This window comes from Dyadobacter sp. HNCC25DJ183, from assembly GCF_056895175.1.
In genome coordinates, this window is the sequence record NZ_JBXHAP010000003.1 from 351,362 (window position 1) to 372,099 (window position 20,738).

Below are 20,738 nucleotides of genomic sequence, written 5' to 3' on the forward strand. Positions count from 1 at the left end.
AATCATGAAATTGAGTTATAAAAATTGGATATTCCTTGCAGCACTTGCCACAACCGGGCTCGTATCCTGCGACACTGAATTTTTGGACGTAACGCCTCCAACTGAAATCCCTGCAGAAGAAGTCTGGAAAGAAGGGGCATTGGCAGAAGGATTTGTAACTGGTATCTACCAGGGTTTACAGCAGGGCGGATTCAGCGAACAAATGCTGGCCTCTCTGACTGACGAAGCTGTTTTTACCCATACCGGGAGAAACATCAACACCGTAAACGAAGGTAGCCTCAGCCCGTCTAACCTGGGCTGGGTTGACGATACCTACGGCTGGGGACCAATGTATACCCGCATCCGGGCAACTAACCTCGCGTTGCAGAATTTGCCGACTGCAACTTTCGCAGACCAGACGCTGAAAGCAAGGTTGATGGGAGAAACATATTTCCTTCGCGCCTATTACTATCAGCAATTGCTTCGCTACTATGGTGCGGTACCTATCATCACAAAGGTTTACAACCTGAATGAAGACTATTCCGTGCCACGTAATACGTACGACGAGTGTGTGAAGTTTGTCGTGATGAACTGCGATAGCGCTGCCATGTTGCTGAAAGGCAAAGCAGAAGTAAAAGGCCGCGCAACAGAAGTTGCTGCATTGGCGCTTAAATCACGTGTATTGCTTTATGCAGCGAGTGATCTGCATGATATCCCCACTGCAAAAGCAAAATCATCTGTATTGGCGGCTTATCCCAATCCTGAGTTCCTCGGATATGTTTCCGGAGATCGCAAGGCAAGATGGCAGGCTGCGCAGGCTGCCGCGAAAGCTGCATTAGATGCAAGCTCAGGCGGATATAAACTTAACCTGACTGCTCCGGTAACCGTAGAACAAGGCAAGCAGAACTATGTTTCCATTTCAATGGGCGGTGGTAGTCTTGACAAGTCGGTTGATGCTTCTGGTGCAAGCGAGATCATTTTCGGCCGCTACTTCACACCAAGTCTTGCCGAAGGCGCACGCCAGATGGGCTTGAATAATGGTCCTAACGGATATCACAACTGGGCAGGTAACACTCCAATCGGTTTGCTGGTTGATGATTACCAGATGATGGATGGTACCAATTTCTCATGGACGAATCCGACCCACAAAGCGACTCCTTATGTAAACCGCGACCCACGTTTCTACGCGACTGTGATGTACGATGGCGCAACCTGGAAACCACGTCCGTCTGACGCAAAAGATCCTGCGAACCAGATTCAGACAGGTTCTTATGACCTGCTTGACGAGAAAGGCGCATTGTTTAACCGCAAAGGACTTGATACACGCAGCAGCTCAATCGAAGACTGGAACGGTAGCCGCACAGGATACTACATGCGTAAATTCATCGATCCAAACCCTGCGCTTTACGACAACACCGACAGGCAAAATATCCCATGGCCATTCATTCGCGTAACAGAAGTAGTATTCAACTACATCGAGGCAAGCATCGAACTTGGTCAGGAGGCAGAAGCATTGGCATGGCTCAACAAAATCCGTTTCCGCTCAGGTATGCCTGCGATCAAAGCTTCGGGAACTGCATTGAGAGATGCTTACCGTCATGAGAAGCGCATTGAAATGGCTTACGAGGAGCAGCGTTACCACGATGCACGTCGCTGGATGATCGCGAAGGAAACATTGGGTCGCCCATTGCAGTATATCACGGTAATCGGTAAGTTCAAGCCTGGCAAGAGCATGCGTGAGCCTTACCACTATGATCCGACTGTTTACGACTACACTTACACTCCAGTGGAAGAGAAGTCGCATGAAAACAGAACCTGGGTGGATAAAATGTACTTCCGTCCATTCAGCCGCGACGAGATCAACCGTAACGCGAAACTGGTTCAGAATCCGGGTTACGATAAGTAATTAAATGTTATTGATACTGAAAACCCGCGCCGGCATTCCGGTGCGGGTTTTTTGTTTTTGGTGAAAAAAACAACAGACTGCGGCGCTGATTACCATTGTCGTAATCCTCGTCCATTTTGTAAACAACTGTAAATAATAGAGTTGTGGTTTTTGGCACAATGATGTTTAATAACAGGGCAGAAGTGCGGATGCACGAGAATTAGTATCAATTGTCTAAAAAACATACGATCATGAAAAAGCTAATAGTATCGGCACTTGCCCTGACGCTGATTTCCTTTGCTTCGGCGCAAGCCCAAACAGGCCAGCAGGAAGCGCAACAACAGGAAGTAGCAGCGCAAAAACAGTCTGCCGTTAAGAAAGACAACAAGGAGAACAAAGTTGCCGTGAAACCGGAAGATCTTCCGGAAGGAATTAAGAAGACCATCAAAAGCGATGACTTCGCGGGATGGACAGTTAAAAAGGCCTTCCTGGTAACTGAAAATAACAATTCGCAATACTATGAATTGCAGGTGGCCAAGGGTAATGAAAATGCCCGTGTGAAACTTGATAAAGATGGTAACAATGCCGGATAAGGTTTTTAATCCAGCATACTAGTGAAGCCGGGACTTGTTCCCGGCTTTTTTTATGTTCAGTTTCCGAATTCTTGCCAGATAATAAATGAACTCCGCCACTCTGTAATTTGAAAATTCAAATGTCTTTCCAAGTCCTATTTTGAGTTTCAGAAACTTAAATTAGGAAAGATGGCGAATACAAAAACAATGATCGACCAGTGGGCGGTGCGTGATCTGGAAGATAATACGAGCATTAATGTGGTGGTAGAGGCAGGTACTGAGCTCGGGAATGCAGGCCTGCCCGGAATACAGATCATGAGTATGGGGCAGTTTATCACGTTTGAGCCAAATGCAGTGGAGCGTTGGGCTTACCTGGCTGGCAAGTCAGGTGCGACGGAATATTACATTGAAGATAAATCCTGGGCCAGGAATGAAGACGAGTACATTAAGTACTACCTGCTGACTGGCGGTCCGTTAAAAGCACGTGTTACCGTCAAAACCAGAAGCTCAAAGCCGGTTTCCAGAGAGTATGAACTTCCTTTTGAAGTTTAATGCCAGACTGTCCATGCAGTTCGATTCCTACAAATTGCGCGACTGCCTTACAACCATTTTTTGCATTAACGGTTCTTTTGATTGTCTTTAATTAACATACCATGAAAAAAACAATTCTTATCGCATTGATCTGTGCTTCCACATTAGCATGCACAAAAAATGAAGTAGCCGCTCCGCAGGAAAAAGTGGAAACTACTATTGTACCTTATCGTCAGTTAACCACAGTCCCTACAACAGGCGATGACCTGAAAGTGGATCTCCGCGAAGTTACTGACAGTCGCTGTCCCAAGAACGTGGTGTGCGTTCAGATGGGCGATGCCAAAGTGAAATTCAATGTATCCGATGGAAAAAATGCTACTGACGTGAGTGTGGCATTCAAAGGAGACAAGCGCACCGATTTTCAAACATTTACACTGAGCGGCCAAAGCTATGTGCTTAGTGTGAATGAGGTACTTCCGTATCCGGAAACTACCCAGTCGCCCAAGCTGGAAGACTATAAGGTAAATGTTTCCATTGAGAAAAAGTAAAAGGTAAATTGGTGTAAGGTTTGTAAAGGGAGTCAGCTCGATCTGGCTCCTTTTCTATTTTATAAACTTTTGGGGCGATTCTTCGATTGTTGTGTAAATTGAGCTACCATAACACGATTTAAATGCAATGAAGCCCAATTTTTCAAGAAGGGAAGTATTAAAGGGACTGGGAGCGGTCGGTACAAGTCTGCTGATTGATCCCGTTTCGGTGAAAGCCTTTAAAGCACCAGATATGTTAATGCAGCGTACCATTCCTTCGTCAGGAGAGAAGCTTCCCGTCGTGGGGTTGGGTTCCTGGCAGCAGTTTGATGTCGGCAGCTCTGCCGATGAGCGAAATCCTTTGAGAGACGTTTTAAAAAAAATGAATGAGCTGGGTGGAAAGGTTGTCGACGCCTCACCAATGTATGGCCGGGCTGAACAGGTAATCGGGGATTTGTCGGCAGAAATAAAACTCAATGAACAATTCTTCTTTGCTACAAAAGTATGGACAAGCGGGCGCCAGGAAGGCATTGATCAGATGAATGCCTCATTGAAGAAAATGAAGCGCACCAAGCTGGACCTGATTCAGATTCATAACCTGCTTGACTGGGAGACCCATTTGAAAACTTTGAAAGATTGGAAAGCGCAGGGAAAAACAAGGTACATAGGAATCACACATTACACAGATTCGGCGCATTCCCGGCTTGAACAAATCGTGAAATCCAAATCGGTAGACTTCGTCCAGTTTAACTATTCCATCCGCTCCCGCAACGCTGAAAAAAGTCTGCTAGACGCGGCCCGAGACAATGGAGTAGCTGTTCTGATCAACGAACCCTTTGAGCAGGGCGCATTGTTCAGGACTACCAAAGGCAAGCAGCTTCCGGACTGGGCAGCTGACTATGGCATTAAATCCTGGGCGCAGTTTTTCCTCAAATACATCATCAGCCACGAGGCAGTTACGTGCGTCATTCCCGGTACTTCCGACGTGAAACACCTGGTTGATAACCTTGGTGCAGCAACCGGGAAATTGCCTGACGCAAATGCGCGGAAAATGATGGTGAAGTACATCGAAACGCTGTAAAGCAACTACGCCTGGACTTTCGAAGTAAGATAGTTGAGCAATGCAGTAGCAGCCATCAGTGCCGGGCCAGCCAGTGCGTCGCTGAAAAGCACATCGCAATCCGCCTCGCCGAAATAGAGCCCGTTGGATACCAGGAAGGAAATCCTTGCATTGCCTGTCTTGGGTGGATTAAGCCGCCCATTTGGCCAGATACCTATTTCCTGCACTACCTTCCTGCTTTCTTCAAATAAAGTATCGATAAGTACCTGCGATTGTTCATTGGCAGATTCCCACAAAATGATCTTGCCGGTATGATGCAGGTACCTTGCTGTTCCATCCTGGTAAGCTGCCAGCACGTCCAGGCCGTCCTGCAAGCCTACTTCAACGATGACGCCCAGGAGTTCCTGTTTCAGAACAGGCTGGTTGGCCTGCTGTAATCTTTGATAAGCCAGTAGCTTTATCCGCGTCTCGTTGGTAGCCAGATCGATCAGTTCATACAACTCATCCGGAGTCGCAGCCGGGTTGAAAAGTACCTGCCAGGGGTATACGCGGGTATCTTCCAAAACCTCCTCAAATAGTGACAGCTCATCACAAAAGAGCATTTCATAAAGAAAGCTCAGCTCATTACCTGTTGCATCCACTGCCTTATTGTCATTGAACATAGTCATTTCGGATTGTTGGTTGTTAATTCCAAACATCGCCTTTTGTTTTCGTAGCGCGGCAATGAAATGATTTGGTGGTTCAATTCAGCTTGTAAGCGTAAAGCAACGTGCGGCAGGCACTATCCGGCATGTATGTTTTCGCTCAAAGCTGTGTGGGGGCAGGTAATAGGGTAAATGTGTTATCGTCAAATCAGGGTAATGCAAAAGCTACATATTGATTGCCTTTTTTGGTGCCGAGCTTGGTACCTCCGCAGGCGATCACGACAAACTGCTTTCCATTTGCTTCATAAGTAGCCGGAGTGGCAAATCCCGCAGCAGGAAGCATGGTTTCCCATAAAAGTTTTCCATTGTTTTTATCAAAAACCCTGAATCTTCCATCCTTGGTCGCTGCGATAAAAAGCAGCCCGCTGGCGGTGACCACGGGGCCTCCGTAATTTTCGGTACCGGTGGTTGGAACTCCTTTCGCTTTCAATGCAGCCACTTCGCCGAATGGGACCTTCCAGAGGTATTTGCCCGTATTCAGGTCGATGGCATTCAAAGTACCCCACGGCGGCGCAATGGCAGGCAGCCCATTTGCATCGAGGAATTTGTTGTAACCAGTGCTCTGATATGGTAAAAAGGTCTTTTTCGAGGCAGGAGTTTGCGACACAGCTTCCACTTTTTCGTCACCAAACAGGAAGGAAATCAACGCCTGTTTTTCGCCGGCAGTGAGCATCGGAAAGCCGGGCATCATCCCTTTGCCTGATGTGACAAGCTGGCTGACAAACGCGCGGTCACGGCGGCTGCCGATATCGACAAGCGACGGATACCCGCTTTTTGCATTGCCTTTCCGCTGTGCGCCGTGACAGGTTGCACAATAAGTAGTGTATGTTTTCTCGCCAGGGCTCAGCGCCGATAGCTCCGACTCTTTAGGTGTGTCTTTCATCGTCAGTATCCACGCCATTTCGTTACTGTTTACATACAATATACCCTGATCAGGATCAGCCGCCGCGCCGCCCCATTCAGCTCCGCCATCAAAGCCCGGCAGGATCACGGTACCTTCCTTGCTGGGCGCAGCGAAAAGTGCCTTCTTGTAGGTTTTGAATTTGGCTTTAAGTGAATCCCGGTCTGGTGCATATGGACTGATATCGTTTTCTGTCAGCGTATAGGCTTGTCTTGCAAATGCAGCAGGCCGCGTCGGTACCGGCTGCGTGGGCCAGGGATGCTCGCCGGGCAATGCAGCTTGTGGCGCAGTCACCTCGCGGATCGGGTAAATGGGCTTGCCGGTGACCCGGTCGAAAAGGAAAACGTATCCCTGCTTACTTACCTGCGCCACTGCATCGATCTTCTGTCCGTTCTTAGTGATCGTGACCAAATTCGGCGGCGCAGGCAAATCCCTGTCCCACATATCGTGGTGCATGGTTTGAAAGTGCCAGATCCGCTTTCCGGTACGCGCATCCAGTGCAAGCAAACAATTTGAAAACAGGTTTGCTCCTTTTCGTTTTCCTCCATAAAAATCATAACCCGCTGAGCCGGTAGGTACATATAAGATGCCGCGCGTCCGGTCAATGGCAGTGCCTGCCCAGTTGTTAGCAGCGCCGGTATAGGTGTTTTTATAAGCGTCAGGCGGGAAGGTTTCGTAGCCAAATTCACCGGGATAGGGAATGGTATGGAAAGTCCAGACGAGCTTGCCTGTACGCACATTGAATGCGCGCAGGTCGCCGGGTGCCGCATCAGATTCTTCCGAGAGGCGAAGCGGCATGATGATCAGGTCTTCAAAAATGGTCCCGGGTGTATTTGAAACCATATACTTTTTAGCAGCTATTTCAGGCAGTCCGGTGTGCAGGTCAATGCGTCCATTCTCCCCGAAAGTCTGAATGGGTTTACCCGTTTTTGCATCCAGCGCATACAGGAATTCGCCCATTGCGTGCAGAATCCGCTTGTCGTCTCCATCACTCCAATAGGTAAGTCCGCGGCTTGTGTTGGAACCGTTTTTTGATTTATCGCCAAACACCCAAAGCTGTTTTCCGGTAAATGCGTCCAATGCAAATGCCTGCACGGTGGAAGTTACCCCGTACAAAACACCATCTACCACAATGGGGTTAACCTGCGTCTGGCCGGAATCGGGCATGGAGTACGTCCATGCTACCTGCAACTGGTTCACATTGCCCGGATTGATCTGGGTAAGGGATGAATAATGGTTTCGATCCGGCCCGCCCAGGTATTCCGGCCATTCTTTTTCTTCCCCCGGACTTTCAATAAAAAGAGAACGGGAACTGATAAAAACAGATAACGAAAGAACAGCGACCCATAGAAATTTCTTGGTAATTGATTTTATCATTTTGTCATTGGGTCATTAAGTCATTTATTGTTCACTTTCGATCTCTGATTCCATGGCGGCTCATTCAGTCATTCCCCGTTCCACGGCGGCTCATTCAAACCTCACCCCCACAGTCTGCCCTGTCCAATCGTCACTCCTGAATGCACTCACGGGAAAACCGTCTTTGCTGTACAGATTAGCATCCTCCGGCGCGTCTGACCACGCATATCTTACTGAAACTGGCTTGCTGTTGGTTGGATTTGAAACAATTACCTTATCCCCTTCAATCACCGCCTGCGCGAAATGGAACACCTTATCTTCCCCGGCGATCTCAAAACCTTTCACATAACCGTACTTATCGCGCGTCATCAAACCGTTTTCGGCATTCCTGAAAGTTACCTGCGCAGTTTTGTCATTGAAAACAACCTTGTCGAAAATGGGAGAAGCATACGGAATATTCTGTCCGTAATCAAATTTGAGCGCATTGGTGGCGAGGCGGTGGGCTACGTCCTGTTTGTTTGTCGGGTGAATATCTTTTGGGTTTCCTACGTCGGTCGATACCGCCATTCCCGTTTTCGGCAGGCTCAATGTCATATTCTGCGCCTCACGCAATTCAGCCCAGGAACTTCCCTGGTTGCTGTCGTTTTCACTTCCAAAGCTGGAAAGCTGTACCCAATAGAAAGAAAAATCGTCTTTCCAGCGTCTGCGCCAGTCATTGATCATCAGCGGAAACGACTTTCTGTATTGGTAAGCACGTGGCGCATTCGTTTCGCCCTGATACCACAGGGTACCGCGGATAGCGAACGGGATCAGCGGCACGATCATCGCATTGTAAATGGTAGTGCCTACATTGTTCACCAAATGCGCATATTCATGCTTTTCAGAAAACGAAGGCATAAGATACCAGTCTTTCGCAATGTTTACTTTGCCTGATCCTGCTTCAAGGTACAGGTCATTGGCCGAACCCATAAAACCGGGTCCAAACCAAGATTGTCCGACCATATTCCCCATTCTGATCACGAGCTGGTTTTTTCCCGCTTTCCAAGTATTTGCGGGAATGTTGATCTTCCTGGTCCCCTTCATTTCGCCTTCGTACACCAGCTTTCCATTGATGTAGATCTGGTTCGGACTGTCATTTTCAGGCAGTGAAAGGGTAGTAGGCTGCGCCGTGATCTCAGCTGCGATATCCACTTCTTTCGCCATATAACCTTTGCCGCGAAATCCCTGCGAACCTTTCCAGTCCCATTGTCCCACAGGATCTGCTACTTTCTGCCAGGAACTGAAATCTGCATTACCGGATATATATTTTTTTTCATCATCTGCCGAAGGTGAAACGGAGGCGCTTTTAAACAGCTGCTTGCGAAGCTTTGCGTCCATTACCACGTCCGCCTCTTCCCAGGTTTTCGGCATTGTCGCCACATAAGTTTTCAGCTCTTCATCTTCGAGCATAGCTTCTTTGCTGATCCAGCCTTCGATCTGTGAACCGCCCCAGGATGAATGCAGAATGCCGACCGGTATGTTCAGCTTTTTGTTGATTTCACGTGCAAAGAAAAACCCGATCGCAGAGAATGCGCCGACTGTGCCGGAGCTCGCGAGCTTCCATTCGCCCGCATTCAGGTCTTTTTCGGGTTGCATGGACACCTGGTGATCTACCCGAAAGTGCCGGATCTGAGGATATTCGGCGTCTTTCTTTTCTTCCTCATAATTTTTCGCTGCACTAACCGGCCATTCCATATTAGATTGCCCCGAGCAAAGCCAAACTTCTCCGATGAGAATGTCATTGACCACTACATTGCCCGATTTGGCAGTTACCTGCATGGTGTGCGGACCGCCTGCTTCAATGGGCTTGAAGCTGACCTGCCACTTACCCGACGTATCGGCTTTGCCCTCCGAGGTTTGGCCAGCAAGGGTTACTTTGACCTTTTCTCCCGGCTTCGACCAGCCCCAAACCGGAATGGGTTTCTGACGTTGCAGAACGACGTGATCAGAGAATAAGCGGGCGAGTTTTAATTGACAAAAAGCGTCCTGAGCGGTAAAAAGGAGTACTAGGAAGAGCAAACGTTTCATCTGGATCTATTGAATTGGAATTAGTTTATAAAACATGCGTAGGCGGCGATCTACTTAAAGCGTTAATTTTGGACTTACTTCCAAAACAATCCGCCAGACCAGTAGGCAATGATTTCAATTGTAATATGTTCAGCAAATCCGGAAGATCTCTCCCGGGTGGAGCAAAGTATAGAGAATACCATCGGGGTTCCTTTCGAGGTTCTTGCTTTTGACAATAATGTATTAAAAAAGGGTATTTGCGAGATATACAACATGGGCATCCGCAATGCGCGCTATGACATTGTTTGTTTCATGCATGAAGATATCGAGATGATTACTGCGAACTGGGGACAAAAGCTCGTGGCTATTTTTGATAGTAATGCAAGTCTGGGTTTGCTCGGGGTTGCGGGCGGCGGGTATAAGTCTGTTGTGCCTTCCAGCTGGTACAATGCAGATCTTGAACTGAATGGAGCCTTTTATTGCTGCCTGATGCAGGGTTTTAAATATTCCGGAAAGGAAGAATTCCTGGATTACCGTAATCCGCGCAATGAGAAATTGTCGAAAGTAGCCAGTATCGACGGCTGCTGGATGTGTACCCGGAAATCCATTGCCGAACAATATCCATTTGACGAAAAGCTGCTGACCGGTTTTCATGCATACGATATAGACCTTTCGCTCGCAATAGGTACCAGCTACGAAGTTGCGGTCACCTACGAGATCCTGCTGCGGCACTTTTCCGAAGGCGCTTTTTCAAGAGACTGGGAAGAGGCGATACTGAAAGTGCACGAGAAATGGAGTGCAATTTTACCGGTTAATACCGACGGGCTGAACGAGGCGGAGTTGCTCCGTAATGAGCGGAAAGCATTTAAGGCCTTTCATAACAGGCAGCTGGATCAGGGAAGCACTTACGGGCGGCTTGCCCGCATTATCCGGAAATCCGGTAAGTCGCGGATCTTCGCGGGCGGCAAATGGTATAAGTTGTATGTCGACCTTTGGAGGGTTTGGAAAAAGCGGGCGTGAATTAGTCCAGCTTGTAGCCGAATGCTTCAATATACGGTTTCCAGAAATCCAGATTATGGTCCCAGGAGTGGCAGCCAAACGGGAGCTTTCCTTTGTTGAAACGTACACCGCGTTCGGGGTTATTTTCAATGGAAAACTGATATGCTTTCTTGTATTCCGGAATGCGTAACTGCGGAATCCCGCGGTTTGTTTCAATACTCCAGAACACATCTTCATGAAACTGGTGCTCGGTCCGCTGATGATAAGCTTCAATCTTCTCCCGCATTTCTCCCGCGATGCGATGGAACTTGCGGACGCGGCGCAGCGAAAAGCCGCCATTCCCCACCTGATTGTCAAATTGGCGCGGGTGAGGTAACCCGTCTTCCTGAATGTTGCGCCACTGATGGTAAAAGGTAATAGCCTTGGTTTTAAGCGCTTTGATAATATCCGGCTCTTCCAGGCGCTTGGGCCAGGGCGCACCAATGTAATCGTAGCCGCTCTGGCACCATTTGGTTAGTTCGTCCTGAAAAACGAAAGCGTCAAGCTGGTGTATTAGAATGAACTCGTAGTCAAGAAATTTGGAATAAAACTCCTGGCTCATCATAAGCCGGTTATAACCTTCTATTCCGGAAAAATAAGAAGGGTCAAAGCTGATAGCCTCTTTGAAAACCGCATTGCCGGGCAGGGTATCGAGTTGCAGATTTTCTGGTTTTACAGCAATAACGGGGTAGTTGCCGAGCATGCGGGCGCATTGCTGTAATGAAATTTCTTCATAATGCGTCAGCGTGGTTTTGTAAATAGGCACCACCACTGCCACGTTTCCGGGGCGATTCATTCGTTGAGAACTTTGAGTAGGCGGGTACTTTCCGGGGATTGTACCTAAATTGTTTTTTCCTGCTGCTTAGGATTGTTGAGTGTGCTGACAAGCGATTCCAGGTGTTCCTGAAAAAAGAAATCAAATCCGTCATTTCCCTCAGGCACTACATTGATTACTTCAAATGATGTTTCAAGAATGCGCGGTACTTTCAAACCCTCGGCGATGGAGTAGGGGAAAGACTGGTTTCCGATGAAAAACTTGCAGCCCGCAATAATCTGCGCCATTTGCATAAAATCATCCACCTGCACCCAGCGGATATTCGGTATGGTCTTCTTGATATCCTTGTATTCAGATTCCACGCCGATAAATACGATATCAGCATACTGGTTCATGAACTTGTAGTTGATCGTATAGTTCCGGTACCGCTCGCTTCTTGCCATCACGATGATGTTCTCGTAGCTTCTGTCCGGTTCAACTTCCAGCCAGGGTTTCCAGAGCACAGGATTAACGCCGGTAAGGTAGCTGCACCAGCGTGCGATATTTCCTTTGTCAAGCGGGATACCGCCAGCACGGAAGTAATCCAGGTCTATGTCGATCGTTTGATCCGTATGTATTTCCACATGATCAATATAACGCTGCGGCCGGAGCAATTTGATCAGCATTTCAGCCATTTTCTCATTCAGCATCACGTTACCCAGCGGGTGCGTATTGTAACCGGACAGGATCAGCGGCTGGCCGAGGCGCAGGTAAAGTTCAATGCGTGCACCCGTCAGTTTACGGATCGCTTCAATGGTAGGCAATGCATATATCACGTCACCGGCATTGCCGCTGTGGCTCAGCCGGATCTTCCCGTTCTGTTTTGCGAAGTTGATGATTTTCGCCGGGCTGGTCAGTTTTTCTGCGTCTGTTATGAAGTTGGCAAAAGCCAGTTGCTTCTGGTTCCGCAGCTCCCACTTATACTGTTTATAGCGGATTTTGTCCGTATGTTTCAGCCAAAGCCGGGAAACCAGATTTCTCTTTTTAAACATAATTGGTTACTATTAAACTACTCGTTAAATGTCTGCATGTCAATCAATCGTTTGTAAAGCCCTTCGTGTGCGATGAGCTCCGAGTGATTTCCCTGTTCAACAACTTTCCCCTGATCCAGCACCAAAATCGTATCCGCATTCTGAATCGTGCTCAGCCTGTGTGCGATCACCAGCGAAGTCCGGTTTTTCATCAGGTTGTTCAATGCTTCCTGTACCAGCTTTTCGGATTCGGTATCCAATGCCGAGGTAGCCTCATCCAAAAGCATGATAGGAGGGTTTTTTAATACAGCGCGGGCAATGCAGATCCGCTGTTTCTGTCCGCCTGAGAGTTTCATACCCCTGTCACCGATGTTACTGTAGTATCCGTGCTCCGTATCCATAATGAATTCGTGTGCATTGGCCACGCGCGCGGCGGCTTCCACCTGCTCCATCGTAGCGTCAGGATTCCCAAAAGCGATGTTCTGGAAAATAGTATCATTGAAAAGCATCGACTCCTGGTTAACCAAACCGAAAAGTGCCCAAAGGGATTCCTGCTTGATTTGCCTCACGTCAATGCCGTCGAGCGTAACCCTGCCGGATTGTGCTTCTATAAATCTCGGAAGCAAGTCCATTAAAGTCGATTTGCCACCTCCCGAAGGTCCTACCAGTGCCACTGTTTTCCCTTTCGGGATCGTCACATTAATGGAGCTCAAAACGGGCCGGGCAGGATAAGAGAAGGAAAGGTCTTCGAGTTTGATCGCCTCTTTAAAATCTTTCAGGTCAATCGCATCTGGCGCATCTTTGATTTCGGGTTTTTCATCAATCAATTCCAAAACCCGCTCTCCCGCTGCAATTCCTGCGTGAATGGTACTGAATGAATCCGTAATCGCCTTTGCCGGGCGCATAACCTGGGAGAACAGCGCGATGTATGCGACGAACTTTGAAACGCTCAGATCGGACTGGTTGTCGAGGATCAGGGACCCGCCGTAAAGTACGATAATAGCCACCATACCTACACCCAGGAATTCGGATACCGGCGAACTCAGCTGCTGCCTGCGCGCCATTTTCCTTCCCAGTTCAGAGTAACGGACGTTTTCACTGTGGAATTTGTCTTTGATCTGCTCGGTCGCATTAAAAGCTTTGATGATCTTCACACCGGTAAGCGCTTCGTCCAGATAGCTGATCATCAGACCAAAATAATGCTGCGCCAATGCAGCCTGCTCTTTCAGCCGCTTGACAATTTTTGAAATCAGAAAAGCAGAGACGGGAATTACGAGGATCGCGAACAACGTCAGCTTTACTGAGGTTGCAAACAGCATGAAAATGTAGGCGATTAATTGGAGCGGCTCCTTGAAAACCACCTGCAAAGTACCGGTAACAGAAAATTGAACTACCTGAACGTCAGATGCAATTTTGGAAATAATATCCCCTTTTCGCTGGTTGCTGAAATAGCCTACGTGCAGGTTCATTACATGATCAAAAACCGTCTTGCGCAGGTTCAGCAGCGTATGGATACGCAGGTTCTCCATGATCCGCTGCGAGAAGTATTTGAAGATGTTGGAAAGGAGCACCGAAATAACGATCACACCGCAAACAATGCGAAGTGCGCCGTGTGGGCCGTATTCCAGGTTGGCCTGTTGTGCAAAATAGTTAAGTGCGGTTGGAACGTCAAACCAGCTGTCGGGCCTTGCAATCAGCGCGGTACCTTCATCATTATTGTTGAATAAAGTGCTGAGCAGAGGCGCCAGCAAGGCAAGGTTTAGCGTGTTGAATATGACACCAAGGACTGTACAGATAATGTAAGGAAATGCAAATCTGGCAATTGGCTGTGCAAATGACAGTAATCGGAAGTATGTTTTCATTCTTAAATGGATGGTGTACATTGCGTACACCCGAAAGTAAAATAGCCGGAAACTGAGAAATTTCCGGTTGAGGATGCAAATTAATGCTTATCCTTTTAAAAGTACTAGCCCAGGTTACAATTTAACAACCTGCTTGTATTTAAGCATGTACTGTATGTTCTCGATGACCTCAATAATCCCGATGTTGGATTTGTGAACTTTCATCTGCCTTTTGAATGCACGCTTTCTCATTTTTAGCTCATTCATATTACGCAAGAAATCCAGATAGGCTTCCGCTTTGTAAAACTGAAATGTAAGCAAGCTCGGCAAAACATCGCTGAGGATGACCTGCAAGTGATAAAGGTTTAAATCCAGACCGTGCAGGTGGAGGTGGTGCATATAATAGCGGTTGCGGAAATAAATCCTTTTAACCGAATATGCATCTTTGTGGCCTTTGGTTGTAGCAGATACCTCGTGGCGGCAAACTGCATTGTGTTCGTAGTAGCATTTCCAGCCCAGGCGCCACGCGCGGATGGACATTTCCTGATCTTCTCCGTAATAGGGATTAAACATTTCGTTAAACCCGTTGATCGCCTTCAGTTTGCGGGTATCCATCAATGCAATGGCGCCTGAAAGGTAGAACGTAGGAGTAAGTGTATCGGAATCCTGTAAATAGAAGAAATTGCTTGGCTTAATTTTCCGGCCCAGGATCTTGGGAGAGCGGGCGGCATCGAGGATATTATCATCTTCCATCCCGATAATCCGGCCCATTACCCCGAAGGTATCTTCGAGTTCAAAGTACTTATAAAGCTTTTCAAAATAACCTTCTTCCAGCGTCACGTCGGTGTTCAGAAGGAAGATCAAATCATTATTCGCTTTTCTGATACCCAGATTACAAGTGTTCGCAAAGCCGGAGTTTTTTTCCTTACGGATGATCGTAATATTATCACCGTAGTGTTGTTCCAGGTAGGCAACCGAGTCGTCTGTAGATGCATCGTCGACAACGATGATTTGTACCTCCGGCCCGAGTCCTTTCAGGATTTTATAATTGGTCTCGAAATATTTTTCGAACAAGTGTCTTCCGTTAAAATTCGGAATTACTACGGAGATGCTTCTCATTAATTTACAGTTTTAGTGTAGCGTAATAGTGTTTCCGATAGCGATTTTTTTTAATGTTGATGGATGAATCTGGCGAAGGTTAGGTCCCCGTTGAAACGACCCCTTCTTTATTTCATTGTATTCGACAAGTCACACGCTTGCACTAAATAATTGAACCATTAAACTGTAAATCACGCCAACTCACGAAAACTATATACGCGTTCACTTGATATCGTTGAATATTAAAATAGTAGTCTTAAAAAATGAACTACGAATGCTTACTTAAAAACTTTATACGAGGAGAGATGGACGAAAAGCCTGCAAGATTGTGCGTAAGACTTTTCAAAAGACTGTTTCTGTATTTTTCAATTACAAAATTTAATTTTAACTGCTTTGATTTAAAATACGAGAAAAGAAGGGGGTTTGATGCAGGCAAGTTCGATAATCTAGGACGTTAATCATACTGGTAAAGCAAAATTTAAATTTTCATGGCTAACAGACTGGCTTATATTCCTATGATCCTGTCAAAAGTAAATTGGTTGGAAGCGTGCGTTATAATTTTCGATAAAATATTGATTGTGCGGTATGTTTTGGCGTGAATTACCTCACAGTCAACCATTAAAAACTTCTGATCTGGGGCACTTCTTTTTTATAATGTGTGAAAAAAAATACTCAATGGTTGCATGAACGAACAAAACATTCCTTAATTTTTTTCGTGATCTAACTTTTTCAGGGCAGTCTTTGTTTGTTGTACTAAACCGAGGTTCTCTCCGGAACATTCACTTTTCTCCGACCGTCTAATCGTTTCACAATGCTCAATACCGAATTCACTTTCGACGCAAGCGAGTTATATCCGACGACCACCTATAAAGCTGCCCGTGAGATCGCAGAGCAAGTGGTCAGCCACTTTGAAAAACACCACAGTGCCGTCAGCCGATACTACGAACAGGACCTCGCGCCAAAGCCCGATCGCAAAACCATAGAAGCAATTGTAGACACCACTTTCTGGGCGAGCTTGCGAAAAGAGGAGGGGAGATCACCGAAAGTTTCGATTGCATACCTGCCGCCGCGCGACGCGGAGCACCCGCTTGTTTTCGCGGAAACATTGCCACTTTCGGCCAATACACTTACCAAGCTTGCGCCGGCCGTAGAGCGTTCGGGAATCCATTTGGGAGTCTGGACAGAAGGAGGCGAGCTGCGCATCTGGGGTACGACCCGCGTAATCCCGGGCTTGTGCTTTGTACTCGAAGTGATCGAGCCCGGCATGCTGGTGATCAAGCACCGGCGTGTGGATGGGTTGGGTAAGTTCGTCAATGTGGCTGTGCTCAAAGGAGACCAGGTGAAAATTGTGAATGAGGAAAGCGCCAAAGTAAGAGACTGCCCCTCGGTGGTGAATTCTATGATGGGTTTCCGTTCACCAAACATGTGGAACGACTCGCCTAATCTGCTGGTCCAGCTGGCGGTTTCAATGCGCGCCCATGAACGCGGCGGTATTTTGCTGGTGGTACCTACCGGCACCGAGACGTGGCGGAAGTCCATTATACATCCCATTACCTATCACGTTCAGCCCGCATTCTCTGAGCTGGCAGAGCTGTACAGAGGCTATCTCAAAGAGCCTAACCCTATTTCCTGGCAGACACAATTCAGCCCGGCGATCCATAATATGGCCGGACTTACTGCCGTAGACGGAGCTACAATAATCAATGACAGCTACGAACTGCTCGCATTTGGCGCCAAGATCGGTCGCGCTGCGGATGGTTTCCCGGTAGAAGAGATTATTGTGACCGAACCAATTATCGGCAACGAAGGAATGGTCGTGCATCCTGTGCAAACGGGTGGTACCAGGCATTTATCGGCAGCGCAGTTTGTCCACGATCAGCACGACGCTATTGCGCTCGTCGCTTCGCAAGACGGCAGGTTTACGATATTTTCATGGTCGAGCTGCGAGGAAAAAGTGCAGGCGCACCGTGTGGATGCATTGCTGCTTTAATCACGGGAATAATTCCAGCTGTTCGGGATCACGGGGTTTCCGGCTTCTTACTTCGGGCTCGTGAAAATTAGACAGTGAGATACCCAGCAGCCGCACAGGCTTTTCATTCATATCTACCTTATCGAGCAGCGCCCGGGCGGTTTCTACAATGCTGTCAAAATCTGAGATCGGCTTAGTGAAAGACTGGTTCCTGGTAATTTGTGTAAAGTCGCTGAACTTGATCTTTAAAGTGACAGTGCGTCCCTGCAGCTGGTTTTTCTTCAATCTGTTCACAACCGTTTCACCAATCCGGTCCAGCTCTTTGTACATTTCTTCCGGCGTGGTAAGGTCGTAGGTAAATGTATCTTCCGCGCCCAGCGACTTTGTTTCCCGGTGGGTCTGCACTTCCCGTTCGTCAATTCCTCTCACGATTTTATAAAAGAACTGTCCGCTTTTGCCAAACCTGCGCGTCAGCTCTTCTTCGGTTAATGCTTTGAGATCGCCTCCGGTAAAAAGTCCCATTGCCTTCATTTTGTCCGCAGTAACCTTACCCACGCCATGAAACTTCTCGACTGGCAGCGTATGCATAAAGCTTTCAATTTTGGAAGGACCAATGAAGGTAAGTCCGTCGGGTTTGTTGAGGTCGGAAGCGATTTTCGCCACAAACTTGTTGACCGACACCCCGGCAGAAGCGGTGAGTTGCAGTTCCTCTTTGATCTCCTGTTTGATCCGCTTCGCAATTTCCATAGCCGATCCGATTTGCAGCTTGTCTTCGGTCACATCCAGGTAAGCTTCATCGAGTGAAAGTGGTTCGATCAGATCGGTATAGCGGGAGAAAATCTCACGTATTTTGCGGGAAGCAGCTTTGTACACTTCAAACCGAGGAGACACAAAAATGATCTGCGGACAAAGCTGGATGGCCTGCCGCGACGGCATTGCAGATCGTACGCCAAATTTGCGTGCTTCATAGCTCGCGGTAGCCACTACGCCTCTGCCGGTTGGCGAGCCACCCACAGCCAGTGGTTTTCCCCGGTATTCGGGGAAATCGCGCTGTTCAACGGAAGCGTAAAATGCGTCCATGTCAATGTGAATGATTTTTCTTGGAGCTGCCGGCATCTTCAATGCTGGTATTAGGAAATTGGAATACTTTTAATGTTAAAAACAAATTAAATGTTTTACAATTCGCATCGTTCGCTAAATATTTTTCGTAATCCATTAAGACTTTGTGCCTGAATGCCGGGCCCAACATTCGCCAACGTTCCTCTAACACTCAATGCAATATTTTATACCCCGGATTACGTACCTGTTTTGCCTGCTTTTTTCAATTATCATGGTACCCGTCGCCGGCCAGGAAAGATGCGGGACCATGGAGCTGCTTAACCAGCGTTTTACTGCACAGCCTGCATTGAAGCTGATGTTTGACCAGCGGGAAGCTCGGTTAAAACAAATCATTAGTGCCCGCATTCAATCGGGAAAGTCAATGCGGACAACTTCCGAAGTGACTATACCCGTCGTTTTTCATGTTGTTCTCAGCCGGCAGTCGCAGGTAACCGACGCGCAGATCCAGGCGCAGCTGGACACGATCAATAAAGATTATGCCGGCCTGAATGCGGGAGCAAGCCGCATTCCTGCTCATTTTCGCTCGCTCTTCGGACAATCGGGAATCAAGTTCTGCCTTGCGCAGCGCACGCCCGATAATCTGCCTGCGAATGGAATTGTACGTTATACAACCAACCGGTCCACTTTTGACTATACAACCAATCTTGTCAAACACGCCGAATCGGGTGGGGCGGACGCATGGGACACGGACAAGTACCTTAATATATGGATATGTGATCTGTCCAATTCCACCCTGGGCTATGCTACTTTTCCCGATGACGGAGTTAAAGATGAACAAGGTGTGGTGGTGGATTACGGTTCTTTGCCGGGCGGGGTAACTACCGGGTATAACCAGGGAAAAACACTAACACACGAGCTGGGCCACTATTTCAACCTGTACCACATCTGGGGTGATGATAACGATTCCTGCTCGGGAAGTGATGAGGTAGCCGATACACCAAACCAGTCGGGGAGTACCAATACATGCAGAAGCGGCATTGTGACTGATCAATGCACACCGTCGGCTCCGGGCATTATGTACCAGAATTACATGGATTACACACCGGATGCTTGTTTGCTGATGTTTACCAATCAGCAGGTTGTGAGAATGGAATCGGCTTTTGAAACTTACCGTGCATTGCTGGCCGAATCCAATGGTTGTACGCCGGTTAATCTGAAAGCCAAAGACGCATCCATTCAGTCGATCACACAGCCTGACCAGCGCATTTGTACCAACACATTTACTCCACGCATTATTATTGAAAACAGGGGAAGTGAAACGCTTACGTCGTTAACTATCAGTGCGGTAATCGACAACGGAACCCCGCAGACCTATCGCTGGACAGGCTCACTGGATACCTATGAGCAAGCAACCGTGACGCTTTCAGCACTGACAACCGGCGAAGGTAATCACGTGCTGACCATTTCAACATCGAATCCGAACGGAGCAGAGGATGAAGATACATCCAACGATGCATTGTCGCTCGACTTCATTTACTACGAACCTTTCACTCCTCCGATCAGCGAGAGTTTCGAAAGTCTTTTCCCGCCGCGCGGCTGGGATATCGTGAATGCGGATAATGGATCAACCTGGGAGAAAACAAATGCGGCAGCAAAAACCGGCAGTGCATCGGTTCGTATTTCCAATTTTAACAATGATGCGATAGGACAACGCGACTACCTGCGCCTGGCGACAGTGAACATCTCAGGTACTGACTCTGCGTTCGTTTCCTTCCAGCTGGCCGCGGCAACTTATACGAACCCGTCGGTACAAAGCAACGTATGGGACACTTTGCAGGTACTGGTCAGCACGGATTGCGGCCAAACTTACCGGAGTGTTTACAGGAAGTGGGGATCAAGTCTGGTGACCAGAAATGCAGCTACCCGCATTGCATTTACGCCCGCGGCGAATGAATGGAGGCGGGAAGAAATTGATATCAGCGAATTTATCGGCCAGGGTGAGATACTGATCGCATTTCTGAACAGCAATGGAAATGAAAATGATATTTATCTCGACGATGTCAATGTACGCACAGTGACTATCAACCCGAATCTGAAAGAGGCAGGCTTCCTGGTTTCACCGAACCCTACAACGGGCATTTTCTCCGTTCAGTTTTACCCGCATCCGGTTGGTTTGAAATCAGTCGCCGTGTACAATGCAGCAGGTCAGAAAGTAGCGGAGCGACTGGTTACCGGAGAGGTCGCTACAAATGTGTATGATTTCAATCTGACGAATTATTCCTCAGGGTTGTACATTATCAAAGCTGAATTTGAAGATCGGGTTCTGACCAAAAAGATTGTAAAAGAATAAAAACACGAAAGGCGCGGCAATTGATGCCGCGCCTTTC

General features: G+C 47.7%; 16 protein-coding genes. 8 read left to right on the top strand and 8 right to left on the bottom strand.

Going from position 1 to position 20,738, the window contains the following annotated elements:
- The first annotated feature begins 4 nt into the window (after positions 1 to 4).
- The 5 genes from AC1XTG_RS08945 (at position 5) to AC1XTG_RS08965 (ending at position 4,575) form a co-directional block, all read left to right on the top strand.
- The gene (locus AC1XTG_RS08945) at positions 5 to 1,885 is read left to right on the top strand and encodes a RagB/SusD family nutrient uptake outer membrane protein (protein WP_484841718.1); all 1,881 of its coding nucleotides are present in this window, start codon (positions 5 to 7) and stop codon (positions 1,883 to 1,885) included.
- Positions 1,886 to 2,115: 230 nt separating this feature from the next.
- Positions 2,116 to 2,457, top strand: coding sequence for a hypothetical protein (locus AC1XTG_RS08950; protein WP_056289598.1), 342 nt, complete (start codon positions 2,116 to 2,118; stop codon positions 2,455 to 2,457).
- A 168-nt stretch (positions 2,458 to 2,625) separates the two neighbouring features.
- The gene (locus tag AC1XTG_RS08955) at positions 2,626 to 2,988 is read left to right on the top strand and encodes a hypothetical protein (protein ID WP_056289596.1); all 363 of its coding nucleotides are present in this window, start codon (positions 2,626 to 2,628) and stop codon (positions 2,986 to 2,988) included.
- A 101-nt stretch (positions 2,989 to 3,089) separates the two neighbouring features.
- Positions 3,090 to 3,515, top strand: coding sequence for a hypothetical protein (locus AC1XTG_RS08960; RefSeq protein ID WP_056289594.1), 426 nt, complete (start codon positions 3,090 to 3,092; stop codon positions 3,513 to 3,515).
- Between the two features lie 127 nt (positions 3,516 to 3,642).
- Positions 3,643 to 4,575, top strand: coding sequence for an aldo/keto reductase (locus tag AC1XTG_RS08965; protein WP_484841719.1), 933 nt, complete (start codon positions 3,643 to 3,645; stop codon positions 4,573 to 4,575).
- Positions 4,576 to 4,580: 5 nt separating this feature from the next.
- On the opposite strand, the gene AC1XTG_RS08970 is transcribed toward AC1XTG_RS08965, so the two are convergent.
- The 3 genes from AC1XTG_RS08970 to AC1XTG_RS08980 form a co-directional block, all read right to left on the bottom strand.
- Positions 4,581 to 5,222 (bottom strand): hypothetical protein, encoded by a 642-nt coding sequence (locus AC1XTG_RS08970; RefSeq protein WP_157474869.1) that lies wholly within the window; start codon positions 5,220 to 5,222, stop codon positions 4,581 to 4,583.
- A gap of 184 nt (positions 5,223 to 5,406) precedes the next feature.
- Positions 5,407 to 7,536 carry an outer membrane protein assembly factor BamB family protein gene (locus AC1XTG_RS08975; protein WP_484841720.1) on the bottom strand — a complete coding sequence of 710 codons (2,130 nt, stop codon included), beginning with the start codon at positions 7,534 to 7,536 and terminating at the stop codon, positions 5,407 to 5,409.
- Between the two features lie 90 nt (positions 7,537 to 7,626).
- Positions 7,627 to 9,582, bottom strand: coding sequence for a sialate O-acetylesterase (locus AC1XTG_RS08980; protein ID WP_484841721.1), 1,956 nt, complete (start codon positions 9,580 to 9,582; stop codon positions 7,627 to 7,629).
- 108 nt (positions 9,583 to 9,690) lie between these two features.
- On the opposite strand from AC1XTG_RS08980, the gene AC1XTG_RS08985 reads away from it, so the two are divergent.
- Positions 9,691 to 10,581, top strand: coding sequence for a glycosyltransferase (locus AC1XTG_RS08985; RefSeq protein WP_484841722.1), 891 nt, complete (start codon positions 9,691 to 9,693; stop codon positions 10,579 to 10,581).
- Position 10,582: 1 nt separating this feature from the next.
- On the opposite strand, the gene AC1XTG_RS08990 is transcribed toward AC1XTG_RS08985, so the two are convergent.
- The 4 genes from AC1XTG_RS08990 to AC1XTG_RS09005 all read right to left on the bottom strand — a co-directional run bounded on the left by AC1XTG_RS08990 (position 10,583) and on the right by AC1XTG_RS09005 (position 15,344).
- Entirely contained in the window at positions 10,583 to 11,395 is an 813-nt protein-coding gene (locus AC1XTG_RS08990) for a DUF5672 family protein (protein ID WP_484841723.1), read from the bottom strand.
- A gap of 44 nt (positions 11,396 to 11,439) precedes the next feature.
- The gene (locus AC1XTG_RS08995; protein ID WP_056289572.1) at positions 11,440 to 12,405 is read right to left on the bottom strand and encodes a hypothetical protein; all 966 of its coding nucleotides are present in this window, start codon (positions 12,403 to 12,405) and stop codon (positions 11,440 to 11,442) included.
- 17 nt (positions 12,406 to 12,422) lie between these two features.
- Positions 12,423 to 14,246: an ABC transporter ATP-binding protein gene (locus AC1XTG_RS09000; protein WP_484841724.1), complete on the bottom strand. Its 1,824-nt coding sequence runs from the start codon at positions 14,244 to 14,246 to the stop codon at positions 12,423 to 12,425.
- Positions 14,247 to 14,360: 114 nt separating this feature from the next.
- Positions 14,361 to 15,344 carry a glycosyltransferase family 2 protein gene (locus AC1XTG_RS09005; RefSeq protein WP_056289566.1) on the bottom strand — a complete coding sequence of 328 codons (984 nt, stop codon included), beginning with the start codon at positions 15,342 to 15,344 and terminating at the stop codon, positions 14,361 to 14,363.
- Between the two features lie 790 nt (positions 15,345 to 16,134).
- Here AC1XTG_RS09005 and AC1XTG_RS09010 point away from each other — a divergent pair.
- Positions 16,135 to 17,313: a putative sensor domain DACNV-containing protein gene (locus tag AC1XTG_RS09010; RefSeq protein WP_056289562.1), complete on the top strand. Its 1,179-nt coding sequence runs from the start codon at positions 16,135 to 16,137 to the stop codon at positions 17,311 to 17,313.
- Here AC1XTG_RS09010 and dinB read toward each other — a convergent pair whose 3' ends face one another.
- Positions 17,314 to 18,408, bottom strand: a complete 1,095-nt coding sequence (dinB, locus tag AC1XTG_RS09015; protein ID WP_056289560.1) for a DNA polymerase IV — start codon at positions 18,406 to 18,408, stop codon at positions 17,314 to 17,316.
- Between the two features lie 157 nt (positions 18,409 to 18,565).
- On the opposite strand from dinB, the gene AC1XTG_RS09020 reads away from it, so the two are divergent.
- Positions 18,566 to 20,701 (top strand): M43 family zinc metalloprotease, encoded by a 2,136-nt coding sequence (locus AC1XTG_RS09020; RefSeq protein WP_484841725.1) that lies wholly within the window; start codon positions 18,566 to 18,568, stop codon positions 20,699 to 20,701.
- The last annotated feature ends 37 nt before the right edge of the window (positions 20,702 to 20,738 follow it).